We start from the raw sequence: 19,499 nt of genomic DNA on the forward strand, positions 1-19,499 counted from the left end.
TTAATCTCTGTTTAAAGTCCTTGCGGACTTGGTCGCCCATTCAAATAACTGACGAAACTTTCTTTCGAAAATTGCGTTTTATTACTGTATGAGCGTTTGATGCTATATTTTGAGTTATCGAGACCGAAGCCCCGGGCACTCCATCAAACGCCCACACTTATCGACTGTTGATTGTTAAAGAATTCTTCGCTTTTCAGCGGCGCTGTCGAACCCTTCGGTTCGTCGACAAATCGTTGTGTTTGTCAGCAGCAGAGAGATGAGATTATGCGGTGTTTCGTGCAGCTCGTCAACCCCTCGTTTTTCCTACTTTCGTCGTCAGCGCCAGGCGCTTTCAACTCCCCGCTGCTTCTGCATTGCTGCGTCGTTCGCTGCGAGGGACAGAACTATAACGAAACCTGCGCTGTCGCGCAAGGGTAAAATGCGTGATTCCGCCATCCGCATTCGCATCGCCTCATGACCATCCTGCTTTCCACCCTCAATGCCCGATATACCCATGCTTCCCTGGGGCTGCGCTACCTGCTTGCGAACATGGGCGAGCTGCGCGAACAGACGCGTATCCAGGAATTCGTCATCGGTGCGAAGACGACCGAGCTGGTGGAACGCATCCTCGCGCATGAGCCGACAATCGTCGGGTTCGGTGTCTATATATGGAACGTGGAGGAAACCACGAAACTGGTGGCGACCCTGAAGCAGGTGGCGCCCCATCTCGTGATTGTGCTGGGCGGGCCGGAAATCTCCCACGAGACGAATGGCCAGCAGATCGTGCAGCTGGCCGATTACGCGGTCACCGGCTGGGGCGACGTTACCTTCCCCAAGCTGTGCGCCGACATCCTGCACGGCCCGAAGCCGCTGATGAAGGTGCACGCGGGCGTACAGCCGCCGATGGCGGACATCGCCCTGCCCTACGCTCTCTATAGTGATGACGACATCGCGCACCGCACGTTGTACGTGGAAGCTTCGCGTGGCTGCCCGTTCAAGTGCGAATTCTGCCTGTCCGCGCTGGACAAGACGGCCTGGCCGTTCGACATCGACGCCTTCCTGGCGGAGATGGAGAGCCTGCATGCGCGCGGCGCCCGCCTGTTCAAGTTCGTGGACCGCACATTCAACCTGAACATCAAGACCAGCCTGAAGATCATGCAGTTCTTCCTCGACAAGCTGGCGGCCAATCCGGACGATCCCGTCTACGCCCACTTCGAGCTGGTACCGGATCACCTGCCGGACGCACTGAAGGAAGGCATCGCCAAATTCCCGCCCGGCGCGCTGCAGTTCGAGATCGGCATCCAGAGCTTCAACCCGGTGGTGCAGGCGAATATCTCCCGCAAGCAGGACAACGACAAGGCCGCGGCCAATATCCGCTGGCTGTGCGACCACTCGAACGTGCACATGCACGTGGACCTGATCGCCGGCCTGCCCGGCGAAACGGTGGAGAGCTTCGCGGCCGGGTTCGACAAGCTGTGGGCGCTGGGCCCGCACGAGATCCAGTTCGGCATCCTGAAGCGCCTGCGCGGCACGCCGATCATCCGCCACACGCAGGCGTTCGGCCTGGTGTTCGATCCGCACCCGCCGTACACGATCCTTGCCAACCGCGACATTCCCTTCCCCGCGATGCAGCGCCTGGTACGCTTCGCCCGCTACTGGGACGTGGTGGCCAACTCCGGCCGCTTCACGCACGTAACGCCCGTGCTGCTGGGCGAGCAGCCGTTCGCCAACTTCATGGCCTTCTCGGACTGGCTGTACGCGAACACGGATGCCACGCACCGCATCGCGCTGGACCGCCTTGCCGCGCTGGTCGGCAAGTACCTGCAGCAGCAGGGCATGCCGGGCGTCGCGGCGCTGCTGGCCAGGGATGGTCACGGTGTCAAACAGAAGGCATCCCATGCCGGACAGGTCGCCGCGCCGCAGCGGCAGGCCCGCCATCTGGCGGCATAACGCCGGCATGAAGCTGGTATTAGCCGACATAAGCCAATAAGTGCGCCTGCTCACACCGTTCGTCTTGGTATTGTAGCGAACGAAACAAATCTCACTTACACTGGCAACATGCCCATTGCACAAGAGCCAGGTTTAACTTTTCAGTCGGATCAGGGATCGACGGTCACCGCCGACGGCACCTGGCAGGTGCATGCGCTGGCACACCGCAAGGTGATCAAGTCGATCTCGGCAAAGTTGAAAGAAGCCTCGCCCGATGCGCAATGGGACCTGTCGGCGATCGACAGCATGGACCATATCGGCGCGCAGCTGTTCTGGCAGGCGTGGGACTACAAGCGCCCCGCCTCGCTGAAACTGGCCGACGGCCAGGACGAATTCTTCAAGCGCCTGGAAACCACCGGCAAACTCGAGATGCCCCGCCAGCGCGGCCTGCGCATGGGCTGGATCACCACGCTCGGTGGCGGCGTGCTGCACTTCCTGGAACACCTGCAGGCCTTCGTGCAGCTGATCGGCCAGGTGGTGCAGGACCTGTGGCGCTTCGTCGCGGCGCCACAGCGCGGGCCATGGAAAGAAATCTCCGCCAATATCTTCCACGCCGGCTTCCAGGCACTGGGCATCACGGCCCTCGTCGGCTTCCTGATCGGCGTGGTGCTGTCCTACCTGTCGGCGCAGCAGCTGCGCAACTTCGGCGGCGACATCTACCTGGTGAACCTGCTGGGCATGAGCGTGATCCGCGAGCTCGGGCCGCTGCTGGCGGCGATCCTGGTGGCCGGCCGCTCCGGCTCGTCGATCACCGCGCAGCTGGGCGTCATGCGCGTCACCGAGGAACTCGATGCGATGCTCGTGATGGGCATCTCGCATGGCTTCCGGCTGGTGATGCCGAAGGTACTGGCACTGGCCATCTCGATGCCGCTGCTGGTGATCTGGACGGACACGATGGCCCTGATCGGCGGCATGGTCTCGGCCAAGCTGGAACTGAACCTGTCGGCGCGCTACTTCATCCAGAAGCTGCCGGATGCGGTGCCGCTGGCGAACTACATGATCGGCCTGGGCAAGGGTGCCGTGTTCGGCATGCTGATCGCGCTCGTGTCCTGCCACTTCGGCCTGCGCATCCAGCCCAATACCGAGAGCCTGGGCCGCGGCACCACCACCTCCGTCGTCACCGCCATCACGGTGGTGATCCTGGCGGACGCGGTGTTCGCCATCGTCTTCAACGGGGTGGGCTTCTGATGAGCGAAGCGGCCGAACATCCGGACAACGATGGTGCGAGCTGCGCGGACAACCCGGGCGAGCTGACACTGGACGGCAGCGTGCCTGTCGTGGAGATCAACAACCTGGTCACGAAGTTCGGCAAGACGGTCATCCACAATGACCTGAACCTGAAGATCGAACAGGGCGAGATCATGTCCATCGTGGGCGGCTCCGGCACCGGCAAGACGGTGCTGCTGCGCCAGATGCTGGGCCTGGAACGGCCGGCGAAAGGCTGCGTGCGCGTATTCGGCGAGGACATCACGCAGGCGAAACCGGCCCAGCTGCAGCTGCTGCGCAACCACTGGGGCATGCTGTTCCAGGAAGGCGCGCTGTATTCGGCGCTGACCGTGTTCGAGAACATCGCCCAGCCGATGCGCGAGCTGCGCGTGCTGCCCGATGCGCTGGTGCGCGATGCGGTGCTGCTGAAGATGAACATGGTGGGCCTGGGACCGGAGCATGCGAACAAGATGCCGTCCGACCTGTCCGGCGGCATGGTCAAGCGCGTGGCACTGGCGCGGGCATTGGCACTGGAACCGAAACTGCTCTTCCTGGACGAGCCCACCGCGGGCCTCGACCCGGACCGCTCGGAGAGCTTCGTGTCGCTGATCCAGTCGCTGCACCGCGAACTGGGCCTGACGGTGGTGATGGTGACGCACGACCTGGACACGCTGTTCGCGCTATCCACCCGCATCGCCGTGCTGGCCGAAAAACACGTGATCGCGGTGGGCCCGACGAAGGACGTGATCCGCGTCGATCACCCGTTTATCAAGGAATTCTTCCTCGGCGACCGCGGCAAGCGCGCGCTGGAAGCGCTGGAATAAGGAGCACTCGATGGAAAACCGATCACATGCCTTCATGACGGGCCTCTTCACGCTGGCATTGCTGGTGGCCGCCGTGCTGTTCGGCGTCTGGTTCAACCGCGACCGCGTCGAATACGATCCGTACCTGCTGGCCACCACGCTGGCGGTGCCGGGTCTGAACCCGCAGGCCGCCGTGCGCTACCGCGGCCTGGAAGTGGGCAAGGTGGACGACATCGACTTCGATCCGCAGCACGCCGGCCAGATCCTGGTCCACCTGAGCATCGATCCGGCCACACCGATCACCAAGACCACCTTTGCCACGCTGGGCTACCAGGGCGTGACGGGCATCGCCTATATCCAGCTCGATGACGAGTCGGTCGGCTCGCCGCGCCTGGCCACGGCGGAGAACAATCCGTCCCGCATCCCGCTGCGCGAAGGCCTGCTGGACCAGCTGGAAAAGCGCGGCAAGCAGATCCTGACCCAGGCCGAGGAAGTGGCCGGCAAGCTGAACGACCTGCTCTCCGACGAGAACCGCAAGACGATCATCGGCGCGTTCGCCGACGTGAGCGACACCGTGAACGAATACAAGGGCATCCCGAAACAGCTCGGGCCCACGCTGGATCGCCTGCCGGCCCTGGCCAGCAAGGCCGAAGGCGCGATCGACTCCGTCAACCTGCTGGCCCAGGACGTGACGCGCCTGTCGCAGAGCCTGCAGGGCCCGGACGGCACGCTGACCCGCATCGGCAATTCGGTCGACCGCGCCGTCAACGGCGTGGAAGCCGTGACGACCGGTGCCCAGCTCGAAACGCTGCCGAGCATCACGGCGCTGACGGACGACACCCGCTCGTCGATGCGCGCGGTGCGCCGCACGATGGACACGTTGAACGAACGCCCGCAAAGCATCCTGTTCGGCGCGCCGAATCCCACCCCGGGTCCTGGTGAACCGGGCTTCGCGGCGTCCGCAAAATAAGAAAGCCAAGACCACGCAATGAAGGACACCCTGATGACCAAGCTTTCCCTCCTTGCCGCGGTCGGCTGCGCCGCACTGCTGGCCGGCTGCGCATCGACCAAGGCGCCGCCACCGACCAGCTTCGACTTCGGTCCCGCCGTCGCGCCGGTGACCGCCACGCCAGCGGCCGCCGCCTTCCCGGCGCTGGTGGTGGCGCCCGTTGCCGGCCCGGCCACGCTCGATTCGGACCGCATGTTCTACCGGCTGATGTACGAGAACGCCCAGCAGTCGCGCCCCTATGCCTACAACCGCTGGGCCGCCACGCCGCTGGAACTGCTGTCGCAGCGCCTGAAGGCGCGCATCGCCCAGGGCGGCGTGAAAGTGCTGTCCACCACGGACGCCACCGGCGGCCTGCCGGTACTGCGCCTGGATACGGACGAGTTCTCGCAGAACTTCGACACCGCATCGCAGAGCAGCGCCAGCATCTCGCTGCGCGCCTCGCTGTTCCGCAACCACCAGCTGGTGGACCAGCGCACCTTCACCCGCAGCACGCCGGCGCGCAGCGCCGATGCGGCCGGTGGCGCCGGCGCGCTGGCGGCCACCACGGACGCCATCGCGGCCGACATCCTGGCCTGGCTGGCCACGCAGCCGCCGCGCTGACATGAGCGGGAACGACCGGGCCGGCGCGGAAGGAGCGGAGGACGGGATCCCCGCTCCATCCGCCACGCCCCTGCCCCTGCCTGCTTCGTCGCCGCCCGCGGCGGCAGCACCGGCGGCAGCACCAGCGTCCACACCGACCGCAACGCCGACGGCAGCCGCCCCGGATGCGCGACCCAATCGTGGCTCGCCCGTCGCGCGCGCCAGCCTGCTCGCCTACCTGCTGCTGATCGTCTACGCCAGCTGGTTCCCGTTCACGGGCTGGCACAACCAGGGCCTGTCGCCGACGATCTTCCTCGAGCACACGGCCATGCCGCGCTACTGGACGAAGTTCGACGCCATCATCAACGTGGTCGGCTACATCCCCTTCGGCATGCTGATCGCCTATGCGCTGCACCCGCGCCTGCGCGGCATCTGGGCCTTCCTGGTCGCGGCACTGCTGGGCGCCTTCGTGTCCGGCCTGATGGAGGCGGTGCAGACCTACCTGCCGAGCCGCGTCTCGTCGAACCTGGACTTCTACACCAACAGCGCGGGCTGCGCGATCGGCGGCCTGCTGGGCGTGCTCACGGCCCGCAAGCTGCTCGACACGAGTCACCTGTACCGCCTGCGGCAGCGCTGGTTCGCCCAGCATGCCAGCCAGGGGCTGGTGCTGGTGGCCCTGTGGCCCCTGGCGCAGATCTTCCCCACGTCCTTCCTGTTCGGCCAGGGCCAGCTGCTGCCACTGCTGTCCGAATGGCTGAGCGACCTGCTGGAGATGGACATCGACCTGCTGTCGTATGTGCGGCCCGATCCGGAGCTGACGGTGGAGCAGTACTGGCTGTCGGAGACGATGATCACGGCCTGCGGCATGGTCAGCGCCGCACTCACGCTGCTGTGCCTGACGCGCCGGCATTCGCCCCGCGTGCTGCTGGCCGCGGCCCTGCTGTTTGCGGCCGTGTGCACCAAGGCGCTCGCTTCCGCCCTGCTGTTCACGCCGGAGAATGCGCTGGTGTGGATCACCCCGGGTGCCCAGGGCGGCTTCCTGATCGGCGGGATCATGGTGGCCGGCCTGGCGTTCGCGCCGCAGGTGGCGCAGCGGCGCCTGGCCATCGTGGCGATCCTGCTCAGCCTTATCGTCGTCAACAGCACCCCCGTCAATCCCTACTTCAGCGCCACGATGCAGACCTGGGTGCAGGGCAAATTCCTGAACTTCAACGGGGCGGCGCAATTCCTGTCGCTGCTGTGGCCCTTCTGCGCGCTCTGGTTCCTGTGGCTGCCGTCGCATCGACTCAATAAGCCGTAGCGCGGGTATCGAGGTTATCATTACGGCTTCCGTTTCAAGAGGCCAGCATGAGCGACACTCCCTACTTCAAGCACCACGTGTTCTTCTGCATGAACGCACGTGACGACGGCCGCGAAAGCTGCGGCCCCCGCGGCGCCGAGCAGGCGCAGAAGCACGCCAAGAAGCGCTGCAAGCAGTTGAATCTGAACGGCGAAGGCAAGGTGCGCATCAACCAGGCGGGCTGCCTGGACCGCTGCGAACACGGCCCGGTCCTCGTCGTCTACCCCGAAGGCACCTGGTACACCTATGTCGACACGAGCGACATCGACGAGATCATCGACAGCCACCTGGTGGGCGGCAAACCGGTGGAAAGGCTGAAGATCTGACGATGATGAACAAGAACACCAAGCACTTCACGATGCAGGGCAATGCGGGCCTGATGGAAGGCCTGCTCGACCTGCCGCTGGACGGCAGGAAGCCGCGCGGCGTGGCCCTGGTGGCGCACCCGCACCCGCTGTATGGCGGCACGATGGAAAACAAGGTCACGCAAACGCTGGCGCGCGCCTTCGTGGCGCTGGGCTATGCGGTGGCCCGCATCAACTTCCGCGGCGTGGGCCAGTCGGAAGGCGAGCATGACCGCGGCTTCGGCGAGACGGACGACATGGGCCTGCTGTACGAGCACATGGTCGAGCAGTATCCGGACCTGCCGGTGGCCCTGGCCGGCTTTTCGTTCGGCACCTATGTGCAGTCGCAACTGGCGCAGCGCCTGGCGGCCGCCGGCAAGCCGGTCGAAGGCATCGTGCTCGTCGGCGCCGCTGCCGGCAAGTGGCAGATGGCGGACATCGCGCCGAACACGATCCTGATCCACGGCGAGAACGACGACACAATCCCCCTGCAGGCCGTGTTCGACTGGGCCCGCCCGCAGGATGTGCCGGTGGTGGTGATCCCCGGTGCGGACCACTTCTTCCACCGCAAACTCAATCACATCAAGAGCTGGATCATTGCCCTGTGGCTGGGCCGCGCCCAGCAACAGGACGACCAGGACGAAGCCTGAGCACCTATAATGTCCGGGCCGTTTTTCGGCCCGTATGCTTTTTCATCCCGGTCTGCAGCCCGGCCATGCCCGGCTTTGCTGCATATGGGCTTTGCTTCATTTAGAGATTTCCAGATCCATGAAAAAACTTCTCGCGGCACTCGCCTCCAGTGTCCTCCTGCTGTCCTCCGCCGTCGCCCAGACCCTGCCCGCCCCGACCATCGCCGCCAAATCCTGGCTGCTGCTCGATGCCACCAGCGGCCAGCTGATCGCGGCGCAAGACCCGAACATGCGCGTCGAGCCGGCATCGCTGACGAAAATCATGACCGCCTACCTGACGTTCGAGGCGCTGCGCGACAAGAAGCTGGACATCAACCAGATGGTCAACGTGTCGGTGCGCGCCTGGAAGGTCGATACCTCCAGCTCGAAGATGTTCATCGACCCGGCGGTGCCCGTGTCGGTCAACGACCTGCTGCATGGCCTGATGGTCCAGTCGGGCAATGACGCCGCCGTGGCCCTGGCCGAAGCGGTGGCCGGCGACGAAGGCACGTTCGTCACGCTGATGAACCGCGAGGCGCAGCGCCTGGGCATGACGAGCACCAAGTTCGCCAACCCGCACGGCCTGCCGAGCCCGGACAACTACACGACGGCGCGCGACCTGTCCGTCCTGGCCAAGCACATCATCCAGGAGTTCCCGCAGTACTACAAGATCGACTCGGTGAAGAGCTTCACCTACAACAAGATCACGCAGCCGAACCGCAACCGCCTGCTGTGGCTCGACCCGACCGTCGATGGCATGAAGACGGGCCACACGGAATCGGCCGGCTACTGCATGATCGCCTCGGCCAAGCGCCCGAGCGGCAACCTGGAACGCCGCCTGATCTCCGTGGTGATGGGCACGAACTCGGATGCGACGCGCACTGCCGAAAGCCAGAAGCTGCTGAACTGGGGGTTCCAGAACTTCGAGACCGTGCGGCTGTATGCGAAGAACCAGACCGTGGCCACCGCGGAAATCTGGAAGGGCTCGCAGCGCAACATGAAGATCGGCTTCCGCAACGACGTGCTGGTGACCGTGCCGAAGGGCGTGGCCGGCAAGATGAAGCCGCAGCTGGAACGCAAGGACCCGCTGGTGGCACCGGTACCGGCGGGCGCCAACGTGGGCAAGCTGAAGATGATGGTCGATGGCAAACCACTGCTGGAACTGCCGGTGGTGGCGCTGGAAACGGTGGAACAGGCGTCGATCTTCGGCCGCGCGTGGGACTCGATGCGCCTGTGGATGAAGTAATGGCTGCAACGGGCTGACCGCCTGCCCATGGAGCCCGCCCGGTACGCCGCGGCGGGCTTTTTTTCGCCCCGTTCCCGTTGCAGGACGCAATGCCGGCCCTATAATCGACGGCTTCACCGACCCACTTTTCCCGAGCCGCCATGACGACCCTGCACGCCCCCTGCCCCGCCGTCCGCACGTCCGACCAAGGTCCCGCGCTGTCGCGCGTGGTGGCCGGCATGTGGCGCCTGGGCGAGTGGAACCTGGCGCCGCAGGCACGCCTGGCGCTGATCGAACGTTGCATCGAGCTGGGGATCACCACCTTCGACCACGCCGACATCTACGGCCACTACAGCGTGGAAGGGCTGTTCGGCGAGGCGCTGGCCCTGCAGCCGGCAATGCGCCAACGGATCCAGCTCGTGAGCAAATGCGGCATCCAGCTGGTGTCGAAGGCGCGGCCGCAGCATGCCATCAAGGCGTACGACACGTCGGCGGAGCACATCACGGCCTCCGTCCACAACTCGCTGCGCGAACTGCAGACCGACTACCTGGACCTGCTGCTGATCCACCGCCCCGATCCGCTGATGGATTTCGACGAGATCGCCGAGACCTTCGAGGCGCTGCGGGAAGCGGGCAAGGTGCGGCACTTCGGCGTGTCGAACTTCACGCGCCACCAGTTCGAGTGCCTGCACCGGCGCTTCCCGCTGGCCACCAACCAGGTGGAATTCTCGCCGCTGCAGCTGGCGCCGCTGTACGACGAAACCTTCGACGGCCTGCAGGACCAGCGCGTGGCACCCATGATCTGGTCGCCGCTGGGCGGCGGGCGCCTGTTCCGCGACGATCCGGCCAGCGCGCCGCTGCGCACCGCCCTGGGCAAGGTGGCCGCCGAGACGGGCCGGCCGGTCACCACCGTGGTGTTCGCGTGGATCATGCAGCTGCCCTGCGCGCCCCTGCCGATCACGGGCAGCGGCCGTATCGAGGCGATCGCCGAAGCGGCAGCCGCCACGGAATTGAAGCTCACGCGCACGCAGTGGTTCGAGATCCTGCGGGCCGCCACGGGGCACGATGTCCCCTGAGCGATCTGCCCTGGGCGATCTGCCTGAAAATCAGTCGTCGTCGTACACGAGCGGCGGCGGGATGCCCTTCCAGCCACGCTTCCAGGCCAGGTTGAGCAGCAGCGTGCCGGCAATGTAGACGACGAAGAACAGCACGAAGTAATAGAAGCGCAGCCAGACCAGCAGGCCCACGTTCACGGCCAGCACCACCAGCGCGGCCATGCTCTTCTTCTGCTTCGAGCTGGGGAAGCGGATCGTCGAGACCATCAGGCTGCCGACCACGAACAGCAGCACCACCACCAGCCATGCATGCAGGCTCGATTCCGGCGTCTCGGGCCACGCCACCACGAACGAGGCGACGCAGGCGGCACCGGCCGTGATGGGCATGCCCACGAAGTACTTCGGATCCGTGCGGCCCACGTTGACGTTGAAGCGGGCCAGCCGCAGCGCGCCGCAGGCCACGAAGAAGAATGCCGCCAGGCCGCCGGCACGCAGCAGGATCGGGTCGACGGGGCCCATCATCACGAAGCCGTAGCAGTACAGCAGCATCGCCGGGCCGCAGCCGAAATTCATCACGTCCGCGATCGAATCGAGCTGCACGCCGAATGCGGAGCTGGTGCCGGTGGCGCGCGCCACGAAGCCGTCCAGCGCGTCGAAGATCCCCGCAAGCACCAGCAGCGCCGCGGCCAGGCGGTAATCCTGCGCGTAGCCCACGTAGGCATTGTCGACCGAGATCACGATGCTGCCGAAGCCGCAGGCGATCGACAGCAGCGTGACGAAGCTGGGCAGGGCAAATTTGGCGCGCTGCATGCGCCGGGTGCGCGGAGTAGTCAAAGGGTTCGCCGGTGGTTTGGGGAGCGCTCATTGTACCGCCGACATCACTCGTCCCCATCACGTTAAACCAAAGACAACATTCCGCGGCACGCCAAAGAATTGGCATAGAATCCGCGTGTAGCCGGGCTGCACCGGCATGGGAGCAGACGATGCACGCGAAATTCGCAGGAAAGCACATCACGCTGCCGGTCGTTCCGGTGGCGATCCTTGGCATGGCGCTGCTGGCCGGCTGCGGTGGCGGTGGCGGCGACAGTCCCCCCGCCGTTGCCACGGTAACGCCTGCCACGCCAACCACCACCCCTACCACGCCGGCCACGCCCGCGGCGCCCACGGCAACCGGCGATACGGCCACCGACGGTTTCGCATGGTTCAACTACCGGCGAAGCCAGATCGGCCTGTCCACGCTGACCCGCAACACGCTGATCGACACGGCCGCCGGCGGCCATTCGAATTATCTGCGGCTGAACAACACCGTCTCGCACGAGCAGGTCAGCGGCAGCCCGGGGTTCACCGGTGTCACGCTGGTCAACCGGCTGACCGCCGCGGGTTACACGCTGACGGGGAGCTATGCCGCAGGCGAAGTGATTTCGGCCGCAGGCGACCGCTCGGGTTTCTTCCACGCCGAGGAACTGATCACGGCGATCTACCACCGCTTCGCGATCTTCCAGCCCGTGTTCCGGGAAATCGGCACCGGCGCGTCCAGTACCGCCAACTACACGTATTTCACGGCCGATTTCGCGACGACGAATGGTTACGGCCCGGGCGTGGGACGTGGCAATGTGGTCGTCTATCCCGCCAGCGGCCAGACGGGCGTGCCGGTCAACTTCATGAGCGACAGCGAATCGCCGGATCCGGTGCCCAACCAGAACGAAGTGGGCTACCCGATCAGCGTGCACGCCGATATCTCGACGACGGTGCTGGTAACGGCCTTCACCGTCAAGCCGCGCGGCGGCGACAACCTGCCGGTGCGCCTCCTCAGCGCCGCGACCGATGCCGATACCCAGAAGACGTCGGCCGCAGCGGCGGCCATCGTGCCGCTCGTCCGCCTTGCCGCCAACACCACCTATGACGTCAGCTTCAGCGGCAGCGTGGACAGCGCGGCCGTCACGCGCAACTGGTCCTTCACGACGAAGTGACCGTGGACCAGGCCAGCTCCGACCACGCGCCGCAGCCGCAGGCCGTGCTCGATATCGAGCAGGGCCTGGCGCGCCTGATGGGCAACAGCCGCATCTACTTCAACGCACTGCGGCGCTTTGCCACGCACATGGATGCGGCCGAAGGCGTGGCTGCGCAGCTGGCCAGCGGCGATCATGCCGGCGCCTCCCGCGCGATGCACACGCTCAAGGGAGCGGCGGGATTGCTGGGCGCCGGCGAAGTCCAGGCGCTGGCCGGCGCGCTGGAGTCGTCCATCGCCCGCGGTGACAAGGTCGACACGCTGCTGGGAACGCTGGCCGATGCCCTGCAGCGCGTGCAACTGCACATCGATGCTGCAATGCGGGATCACGTCGAGACTTCCGCAACGCGGACGCAGGTGGCACCGGACCTGCCGGCGCTGCTCGACCGGCTGGCGGTGCTGCTCGACGAAGGGAACGGCGCGGCGATCGAACTGCTGGAAGAGTGGGAAGCGGTGTTGCGGGAAGGGCTGGGGGGCGCGGCATGGCAGGCGGTGTCGTCTGCCGCTCATGCCTACGATTTCGAGCGGGCCGGCGTCGCACTGCAGCAGGCCCGGCTCAGGGATGCTGGCTGAAGAGAAGCGGTCGCCTGCCGGATTTTGCGCCTGCGCGGGAAGAGCTTAGGCGCGGTGACGCGCGGTCTTGCGCGCGATGGACGGTCCGCCGGGAGGTCAGCGCGTAAATTCGGCTTCCTCGTCGAAGGCATCGGCGCATTCCTTGCCGCAGAAGCGCCGCACGCTGTCGACCGGCTTGTCGCAGTACCAGCAGGCGCCCTTCGGCGGCAGCGACTGGCGCGAACGCGGCGGCGCCGTCATCGCCGGGGCCCGCGCGCCCTCCGGCACCATCGGTTCCTGGGTCGGTTCCATGTTCTTCCCCCTCTCGGCACATCAAACTGCTTGCAAGATTACGTCAGTGGAAGTCCGCGGAGATGACACGCATCAACACCGCAAGGCAATGCCTTTTTGACCACCGGCCCGGTGCCGGGGGTGCGAATCCATCATAGCAGCATTAAATCGTGGCGCTGGCGAGGAATTTGGCGCCCGCCGGTGCCGTGCGCGCGTGAGGCGGGCGCGTCCGAGAGCGAAAGCATGGCGGGAAAGAGCGGCGACGGCGAGCGCGACAGTTGTAAATCCGCGACCCGCCGTCATCCGAAGGGGGAGTATCCCTATTTGCCGATGCAGAACCGGCCGAAGATCACGCCCAGCAGGTCGTCCGACGAGAACGCGCCCGTGATGGTGGCCAGCTGCACCTGCGCCAGGCGCAGCTCCTCGGCGAACAGGTCGAGCGACTGGTCGGTCTGCGCGGCGTGCTGGCCGGCCAGGTCCAGGTGGCGGGCCGCCGATTTCAATGCGATCAGGTGGCGTTCGCGCGCCAGGTACAGCGATTCGCCGGTCTGCTGCCAGCCGGCGATGCGCAGCAGTTCCTTGCGCAGCAGGTCGATGCCGCCATGGTCATGCGCGGAGAGGTAGATATGCGTGGCATCCGCGCTGGCATCGATCGACGGCTTGTGGCCGGACAGGTCGATCTTGTTCCAGATGCGCAGCACCGGCACGCCGGCCGGGAACGCGGCCAGGATCGTTTCGTCCGCCAGCGTGGGGCCGTGGTTCGCGTCCAGCATGTGCAGGATCACGTCCGCCTTGCCCACTTCGCCCCAGGTGCGCTCGATGCCGATGCGTTCGACCACGTCCACCGCTTCGTCATGGCCGCGGATGCCTGCCGTGTCGATGATGTTCAGCGGGATGCCTTCGATCTGGATCGTCTCGCTGACCTTGTCGCGCGTGGTGCCGGCGATCGGCGTGACGATGGCCACGTCCGCGCCGGCCAGCGCATTCAGCAGCGACGACTTGCCCACATTGGGCTGCCCCACCAGCACCACGTTCAGGCCCTCGCGCAGCAACGCGCCCTGCGACGCCTGGCGGAACACGGTGTCCAGCGACGTGACGATGCCTTTCAGCTGGCCCCGCGCATCGGATTTTTCCAGGAAGTCGATTTCCTCTTCGGGAAAATCCAGCGTGGCTTCGACCAGCATGCGCAGGTGCGTCACGCGCTCCACCAGGCCGTGGATCGCCTGCGAGAACGCGCCGGACAGCGATTGCGAGGCCGACTTCGCGGCCGCTTCCGTCGACGCATCGATCAGGTCGGCCACCGCCTCGGCCTGCGCCAGGTCGAGCTTGTCGTTCATGTACGCGCGGCGCGTGAATTCGCCCGGCTCGGCCAGGCGCACGCCGAATTCCTGTCCCGCTTCCAGCACGCGCTGCAGCAGCATCTGCAAGACGATCGGGCCGCCATGGCCCTGCAGCTCCAGCACGTCTTCCCCCGTGTACGAATGGGGGCCCTTGAAGTAGATCGCGATGCCCTGGTCGATCAGCGTGCCGTCCGCCTGGGTGAACGGGATGTAGCTGGCGTGCCGTGGCTTCAGCGCCGCCTCGGCAAACAGCGCGCGCGCCAGCCCCAGCAGATTCTTGCCGGAAGCGCGCACGACACCGATGCCGCCGCGGCCCGGGGCAGTGGCGATCGCGGCAATGGGAGAAGTATCGAGGTTCATGGGGAAATTTTATCGGAATAAAAAAACCCGTGCGCTTGCACGGGTTTCAGGTCCTACTGCAGAGCCCGTGTCAACTTCGGGGTCAGTCACGAAAAGTGACACGAGCTGATCACTCTGGCCGTTGCATGGCGCCGTAAAGGCTGAGTTCGTGTCAACTTTGGTGACTGACCCCGTTGTTGACACGAACTCAACCGTATTACTTCACCGCCGCTGGCGCCATCTTCTTCGTGATGACCCACTGCTGGGCGATCGAGAAGAGGTTGTTGACCACCCAGTAAAGCACCAGGCCGGACGGGAAGAACAGGAACATCACCGAGAACGCGACCGGCATGAACAGCATCATCTTGGCCTGCGCCGGATCGGCCGGCTGCGGGTTCAGCTTCATCGTCACGAACATCGAGATCGCGTACAGCACCGGCAGCACGAAGAACGGGTCGGGCTGCGTCAGGTCGGTGATCCAGCCCAGCCACGGCGCGCCGCGCATTTCCACGGAGGCGTTCAGCACCCAGTACAGCGAGATGAACACCGGCATCTGCACGACGATCGGCAGGCAGCCGCCCAGCGGGTTGATCTTCTCGGTCTTGTACAGCTCCATCATCGCCTGGTTCATCTTCTGCGGATCGCCCTTGAAGCGCTCGCGGATGGCGGTCATCTTCGGCGTCACCAGCTTCATCTTCGCCATGCTGCGATAGCTCGCGGCCGACAGCGGGAAGAAGATCAGCTTGATCAGGATGGTGAAGGCGATGATCGTCCAGCCCCAGTTGCCCAGCGCGCTGTGGATGTGTTCCATCACCCAGTACATCGGCTTGGCGACGATCGTCAGCATGCCGTAGTCCTTCACCAGCGCCAGGCCCGGCGTCACGCTTTCCAGCGCCGCTTCGGCCTGCGGGCCGGAATACAGTTTGGCCGAATTGGACACCGTGGCGCCCGGCGCCAGGGCGCCCAGCGGCTGCACGACACCGATCGCGTACGTGTTCGTATCGACCTTGCGGGTGAAGATGTCGTGCATCTGCTTCGTTTGCGGCACCAGCGCCGAGACGAAGAAGTGCTGCGAGATGGCGACCCAGCCGTTGTCGGCCTTGGTCGGGTGGTTCGGCTGGAAGGCCGGGTTTTCGCGGCGCGAGGCGTCTTCCTTCTCGACCTTCTCGAACGACAGCTTCTGGTACTTGTCCGCATCCGTGTACAGCGTGGGACCGGTGAAGCTGGAGTTGAACCACGACGAGCCTTCCGGCTTGTTGCCGTCATGGACCAGCTGCAGGTACAGCTCCGGATTGACCGGCGCGGCGCCCGTGTTGGTCACGTCGTGGCGCACGTCGATTACGTAGTCGCCCCGCTTGAACGTGAACGTCTTCGTCAGGCGCACGCCGCCCTGCTCCGCGTCCAGCACCAGTTGCACCTGGTTGCCCGTATCGAGCACGCGCGGACCTGGCCGCACGGTGAAGCCGCTATTGTGGTTCGGCAGGTTGGCGGCGCCCACCAGGCCGGTCTGGGCCAGGAAGACGCGGTTGCCGCCCTGCTGGAACAGCAGCTGGTTCTTCGACTTGTCGATGCCATCCTTGAACTTGAGCAGTTCCAGGCGCTTGATCTGTCCGCCCAGCGTGTCGATGTCCACCTTGAACACGTCCGTCGTGACGGTCACGATCTGGCTCTGGAACGGCGCCGCGGTGCCCGGCACGGCGGCTGCGCCGGCGGTGGCGCCGACAGCGGCCGGGGTGCCGGCAGGCTTGGCCTTGGCATCGACCTGCGCCACTTTCGGGGCGGGCGAGAACATGCCTGGCCGGCCGGTGGAGATCATCCATTCGTTCCACAGGGCGACCAGCGAAACGGCGAAGACGATCCACAGGATGGTGCGTTTATTGATATCCATTGGGGTCAATCAGGAATGGTTGCAACCGCAAGCGGTCGTTGGGGAGTGCGGCGGGACGGGATCGAGCCCGCCCGCGTTCCATGGATGGCAGCGGCACAGGCGGCGCGCCGCCAGCCAGCTGCCCTTCGCCGCGCCATGCACGCGCAGCGCTTCGATGGCGTAGTTCGAGCAGCTCGGATAAAACCGGCAGCTGGGCGGCATCAGCGGGCTGATGGCCACCTGGTAGGCGCGCAGCAGCCAGGTCAGCACTGTCATGGCTGGGCCTCGACCGGCGGTTTCGGCGGGCGGTTTGCCGCGGCAAACAGGCGCGCCAGCTCGATGCGCAGCGCCGCCTTCAGCTTGGCATTGGTGGCCGGATCGGCCTTCGTGTTGACCGGCCGGGACAGCCGCACGATGCAGTCGACGCTCGGCAGGCCCGTGGTGCGGAACAGTTCACGCGTCACGCGCTTGATCGTGTTGCGGGTGACCGCACGCGGTGCGAAGCGTTTGGCAACGACGACGCCCAGCCGCGCATGAGGCAGCTGGTTGGGGCGCGTGTAGAGCACGAAATGGGCGCTTTTTTGCGCCGGCCGCAAACGAAAAACGGATGAAAATTCATCCGTTTTAACGATGCGCCGAGCGCGCGCGAAGTCGTGTGATTCCGCGCCTGAAGAGCCGTTGGAACAGCTGTCCACTCAGCAGGCAGGCAGCTGGCTTATACGGCCAGGCGCTTGCGGCCCTTGGCGCGGCGTGCGTTCAGGACCTGACGGCCGCCACGGGTGGCCATGCGTGCGCGGAAACCGTGGGTACGCTTGCGGCGCACGACGGATGGTTGGTAAGTACGTTTCATGTTGGTCTCGCTAAAGAAGCAAAAAAATGCAAAATCGGGTCCGCTGCACGACGCCGATGTGGGGACATCGAACTGGCGGCCAGGGTTTCCCTTCAGTTATTGGTGCCAATGACATTTCGCGCACTTATGCCAACACGTCCGGCACAAGCTGGCCAATCTCATCGCCCGCTTACATCCGCGCTGGTCGTAAACTGAAAAAACACGGAGTACGGGCGGGGAACCCTGAATTATCAGCATTCGAGGGGGCCTTGTCAACAGTTGCCGAGACATTCAAGGGGCGAGCGCCCCGCCCCGCGGCCCTCGCGCCACGGCACTTTTTCCCGATTATTTGGAACAACCCTGTGGATAACTTGTCGGGTTCGGAGGTAGAATAGCGTGTTACGTGTGGCGCATATGGCTCAGTTCCCCGGCTATGTGGATCGATGCGCACTACCTCTGAACATCGAACACCGGCGAACGCCTACCCGGCTGACCCATGCTGCCCTCCCACAGCTTTTGCAGATTGACGATTCATGGAAAATTTCTGGCAGACCTGTTCCGCCCAACTGGAACTGGAGCTGACGCCGCAGCAATACAGTGCGTGGATCAAACCACTCGTGCCGCTCGACTACGAGAACGGCAAACTGCGCATCGCGGCGCCCAACCGTTTCAAGCTGGACTGGGTGAAGTCCCAGTTTGCCAGCCGCATCACCGCCCTTGCATCGCAATACTGGGAAGCGCCGACCGAGGTGCAGTTCGTGCTGAACCCGGTGCTGAACCCGCCGCGCGCCCGTGCCGAGAACACCAGCACCGGTCCCGGCATCAGCACCGTCAATGGCGGCGCACCGTCGCATGGCGCCGGCGCGCCGGCCGTGCACCCGGCCGACATCCGCACCGGTGACCCCGTCACGCCGCCGGCCGGCAACGAGTACGCCAACCAGCGCGGCCGCGAGCAGAGCCGCATCAACACGGACCTGACGTTCGACAGTTTCGTGACGGGTAAGGCCAACCAGCTGGCGCGCGCCGCCGCGATCCAGGTGGCGAACAACCCGGGCGTGTCGTACAACCCGCTGTTCTTCTACGGCGGCGTGGGCCTCGGCAAGACCCACCTGATCCACGCGATCGGCAACCAGGTGATGGCCGACCAGCCGGGCGCCCGCATCCGCTACATCCACGCCGAGCAGTACGTGCGCGACGTGGTGACGGCCTACCAGCGCAAGGGCTTCGACGACTTCAAGCATTACTACCACTCGCTGGACATGCTGCTGATCGATGATATCCAGTTCTTTGGCGGCAAGAGCCGCACGCAGGAAGAGTTCTTCTATGCGTTCGAGGCGCTGATCGCCGCGAAGAAGCAGATCATCATCACGTCGGACACGTATCCGAAGGAGATCACGGGCATGGACGACCGCCTGATCTCGCGCTTCGATTCCGGCCTGACGGTGGCGATCGAGCCGCCGGAGCTGGAAATGCGCGTGGCGATCCTGCTGAAGAAGGCGAAGTCGGAAGGCGTGACGCTGTCCGACGACGTGGCCTTCTTCGTCGCGAAACACCTGCGCTCGAACGTGCGCGAGCTGGAAGGCGCGCTGCGCAAGATCCTGGCGTACTCGCGTTTCCACGGCAAGGACATCTCGATCGACATCGTCAAGGAAGCCCTGAAGGACCTGCTGTCGGTGCAGAACCGCCAGATCAGCGTGGAGAACATCCAGAAGACGGTGGCGGACTTCTTCAACATCAAGGTCGCCGACATGTACTCGAAGCGCCGTCCCGCGAACATTGCACGGCCGCGCCAGATCGCCATGTACCTGGCCAAGGAGCTGACGCAGAAGAGCCTGCCGGAGATCGGCGAGCTGTTCGGCGGCCGCGACCACACGACCGTGCTGCACGCCGTGCGCAAGATCGCCCAGGACCGCACCAAGAACCCGGAATGCAACCACGAGCTGCACGTGCTGGAGCAGACGTTGAAAGGATGATGTACCGGCATCCGTCGCGGCGCCGCCAGGATGTCCGCGGCGCCGCTTTGCATTATCATTAGGCAATAACCGCAACAACCCAAACAACTCAATTTTTTACCGAG

At 65.0% G+C, this 19,499-nt stretch carries 20 protein-coding genes; 13 read left to right on the forward strand and 7 right to left on the reverse strand.

Going from position 1 to position 19,499, the window contains the following annotated elements:
- Positions 1–453: 453 nt before the first annotated feature.
- The 10 genes from IP91_RS25100 to IP91_RS25145 all read left to right on the forward strand — a co-directional run bounded on the left by IP91_RS25100 (position 454) and on the right by IP91_RS25145 (position 10,217).
- A complete protein-coding gene (locus IP91_RS25100) occupies positions 454–1,929 on the forward strand; it encodes a B12-binding domain-containing radical SAM protein (RefSeq protein WP_145653206.1) in 1,476 nt (491 codons plus the stop codon).
- A gap of 108 nt (positions 1,930–2,037) precedes the next feature.
- Positions 2,038–3,156, forward strand: coding sequence for an MlaE family ABC transporter permease (locus tag IP91_RS25105; protein WP_145653208.1), 1,119 nt, complete (start codon positions 2,038–2,040; stop codon positions 3,154–3,156).
- Entirely contained in the window at positions 3,156–3,998 is an 843-nt protein-coding gene (locus IP91_RS25110) for an ABC transporter ATP-binding protein (RefSeq protein ID WP_145653210.1), read from the forward strand. Before IP91_RS25105 ends, IP91_RS25110 begins: the two co-directional genes overlap by 1 nt.
- Before the next feature lie 10 nt (positions 3,999–4,008).
- Positions 4,009–4,947 carry an MlaD family protein gene (locus tag IP91_RS25115; protein WP_145653212.1) on the forward strand — a complete coding sequence of 313 codons (939 nt, stop codon included), beginning with the start codon at positions 4,009–4,011 and terminating at the stop codon, positions 4,945–4,947.
- 33 nt (positions 4,948–4,980) lie between these two features.
- The gene (locus tag IP91_RS25120; RefSeq protein WP_229474959.1) at positions 4,981–5,586 is read left to right on the forward strand and encodes an ABC-type transport auxiliary lipoprotein family protein; all 606 of its coding nucleotides are present in this window, start codon (positions 4,981–4,983) and stop codon (positions 5,584–5,586) included.
- Between the two features lies 1 nt (position 5,587).
- Complete coding sequence (locus tag IP91_RS25125; protein ID WP_145653216.1) at positions 5,588–6,865, forward strand: VanZ family protein; 1,278 nt, start codon at positions 5,588–5,590, stop codon at positions 6,863–6,865.
- A gap of 47 nt (positions 6,866–6,912) precedes the next feature.
- Positions 6,913–7,230 (forward strand): (2Fe-2S) ferredoxin domain-containing protein, encoded by a 318-nt coding sequence (locus tag IP91_RS25130; protein ID WP_145653218.1) that lies wholly within the window; start codon positions 6,913–6,915, stop codon positions 7,228–7,230.
- A gap of 5 nt (positions 7,231–7,235) precedes the next feature.
- Positions 7,236–7,898 carry an alpha/beta hydrolase gene (locus IP91_RS25135; protein WP_145653302.1) on the forward strand — a complete coding sequence of 221 codons (663 nt, stop codon included), beginning with the start codon at positions 7,236–7,238 and terminating at the stop codon, positions 7,896–7,898.
- A gap of 118 nt (positions 7,899–8,016) precedes the next feature.
- Positions 8,017–9,162 (forward strand): D-alanyl-D-alanine carboxypeptidase family protein, encoded by a 1,146-nt coding sequence (locus IP91_RS25140; RefSeq protein ID WP_145653220.1) that lies wholly within the window; start codon positions 8,017–8,019, stop codon positions 9,160–9,162.
- A 140-nt stretch (positions 9,163–9,302) separates the two neighbouring features.
- On the forward strand, positions 9,303–10,217 hold the full coding sequence (locus tag IP91_RS25145) for an aldo/keto reductase (protein ID WP_229474961.1): 915 nt from the start codon (positions 9,303–9,305) through the stop codon (positions 10,215–10,217).
- A 30-nt stretch (positions 10,218–10,247) separates the two neighbouring features.
- Here IP91_RS25145 and pssA read toward each other — a convergent pair whose 3' ends face one another.
- Entirely contained in the window at positions 10,248–11,006 is a 759-nt protein-coding gene (gene pssA / locus IP91_RS25150; protein WP_145653222.1) for a CDP-diacylglycerol--serine O-phosphatidyltransferase, read from the reverse strand.
- A gap of 173 nt (positions 11,007–11,179) precedes the next feature.
- Here pssA and IP91_RS25155 point away from each other — a divergent pair, with 173 nt between their 5' ends.
- Positions 11,180–12,166 carry a CAP domain-containing protein gene (locus tag IP91_RS25155; RefSeq protein WP_145653224.1) on the forward strand — a complete coding sequence of 329 codons (987 nt, stop codon included), beginning with the start codon at positions 11,180–11,182 and terminating at the stop codon, positions 12,164–12,166.
- 2 nt (positions 12,167–12,168) lie between these two features.
- Positions 12,169–12,777, forward strand: coding sequence for an Hpt domain-containing protein (locus IP91_RS25160; RefSeq protein ID WP_145653226.1), 609 nt, complete (start codon positions 12,169–12,171; stop codon positions 12,775–12,777).
- 96 nt (positions 12,778–12,873) lie between these two features.
- On the opposite strand, the gene IP91_RS25165 is transcribed toward IP91_RS25160, so the two are convergent.
- From IP91_RS25165 to rpmH, 6 genes are all read right to left on the reverse strand, one after another.
- Positions 12,874–13,068, reverse strand: a complete 195-nt coding sequence (locus tag IP91_RS25165; protein ID WP_145653228.1) for a hypothetical protein — start codon at positions 13,066–13,068, stop codon at positions 12,874–12,876.
- A 299-nt stretch (positions 13,069–13,367) separates the two neighbouring features.
- Positions 13,368–14,747, reverse strand: a complete 1,380-nt coding sequence (gene mnmE / locus IP91_RS25170) for a tRNA uridine-5-carboxymethylaminomethyl(34) synthesis GTPase MnmE (protein WP_145653230.1) — start codon at positions 14,745–14,747, stop codon at positions 13,368–13,370.
- 196 nt (positions 14,748–14,943) lie between these two features.
- Positions 14,944–16,614, reverse strand: coding sequence for a membrane protein insertase YidC (yidC, locus tag IP91_RS25175; protein ID WP_145653232.1), 1,671 nt, complete (start codon positions 16,612–16,614; stop codon positions 14,944–14,946).
- Between the two features lie 9 nt (positions 16,615–16,623).
- A complete protein-coding gene (gene yidD, locus IP91_RS25180; protein WP_145653234.1) occupies positions 16,624–16,869 on the reverse strand; it encodes a membrane protein insertion efficiency factor YidD in 246 nt (81 codons plus the stop codon).
- Positions 16,866–17,288: a ribonuclease P protein component gene (rnpA, locus tag IP91_RS25185; protein ID WP_145653236.1), complete on the reverse strand. Its 423-nt coding sequence runs from the start codon at positions 17,286–17,288 to the stop codon at positions 16,866–16,868. Before rnpA ends, yidD begins: the two co-directional genes overlap by 4 nt.
- Positions 17,289–17,308: 20 nt before the next feature.
- Positions 17,309–17,443 (reverse strand): 50S ribosomal protein L34, encoded by a 135-nt coding sequence (rpmH, locus tag IP91_RS25190; RefSeq protein WP_040378179.1) that lies wholly within the window; start codon positions 17,441–17,443, stop codon positions 17,309–17,311.
- A gap of 512 nt (positions 17,444–17,955) precedes the next feature.
- Here rpmH and dnaA point away from each other — a divergent pair.
- Entirely contained in the window at positions 17,956–19,395 is a 1,440-nt protein-coding gene (gene dnaA, locus IP91_RS25195) for a chromosomal replication initiator protein DnaA (protein WP_145653238.1), read from the forward strand.
- The last annotated feature ends 104 nt before the right edge of the window (positions 19,396–19,499 follow it).

Source organism: Pseudoduganella lurida (assembly GCF_007830455.1).
Lineage (GTDB): Bacteria > Pseudomonadota > Gammaproteobacteria > Burkholderiales > Burkholderiaceae_D > Rugamonas > Rugamonas lurida.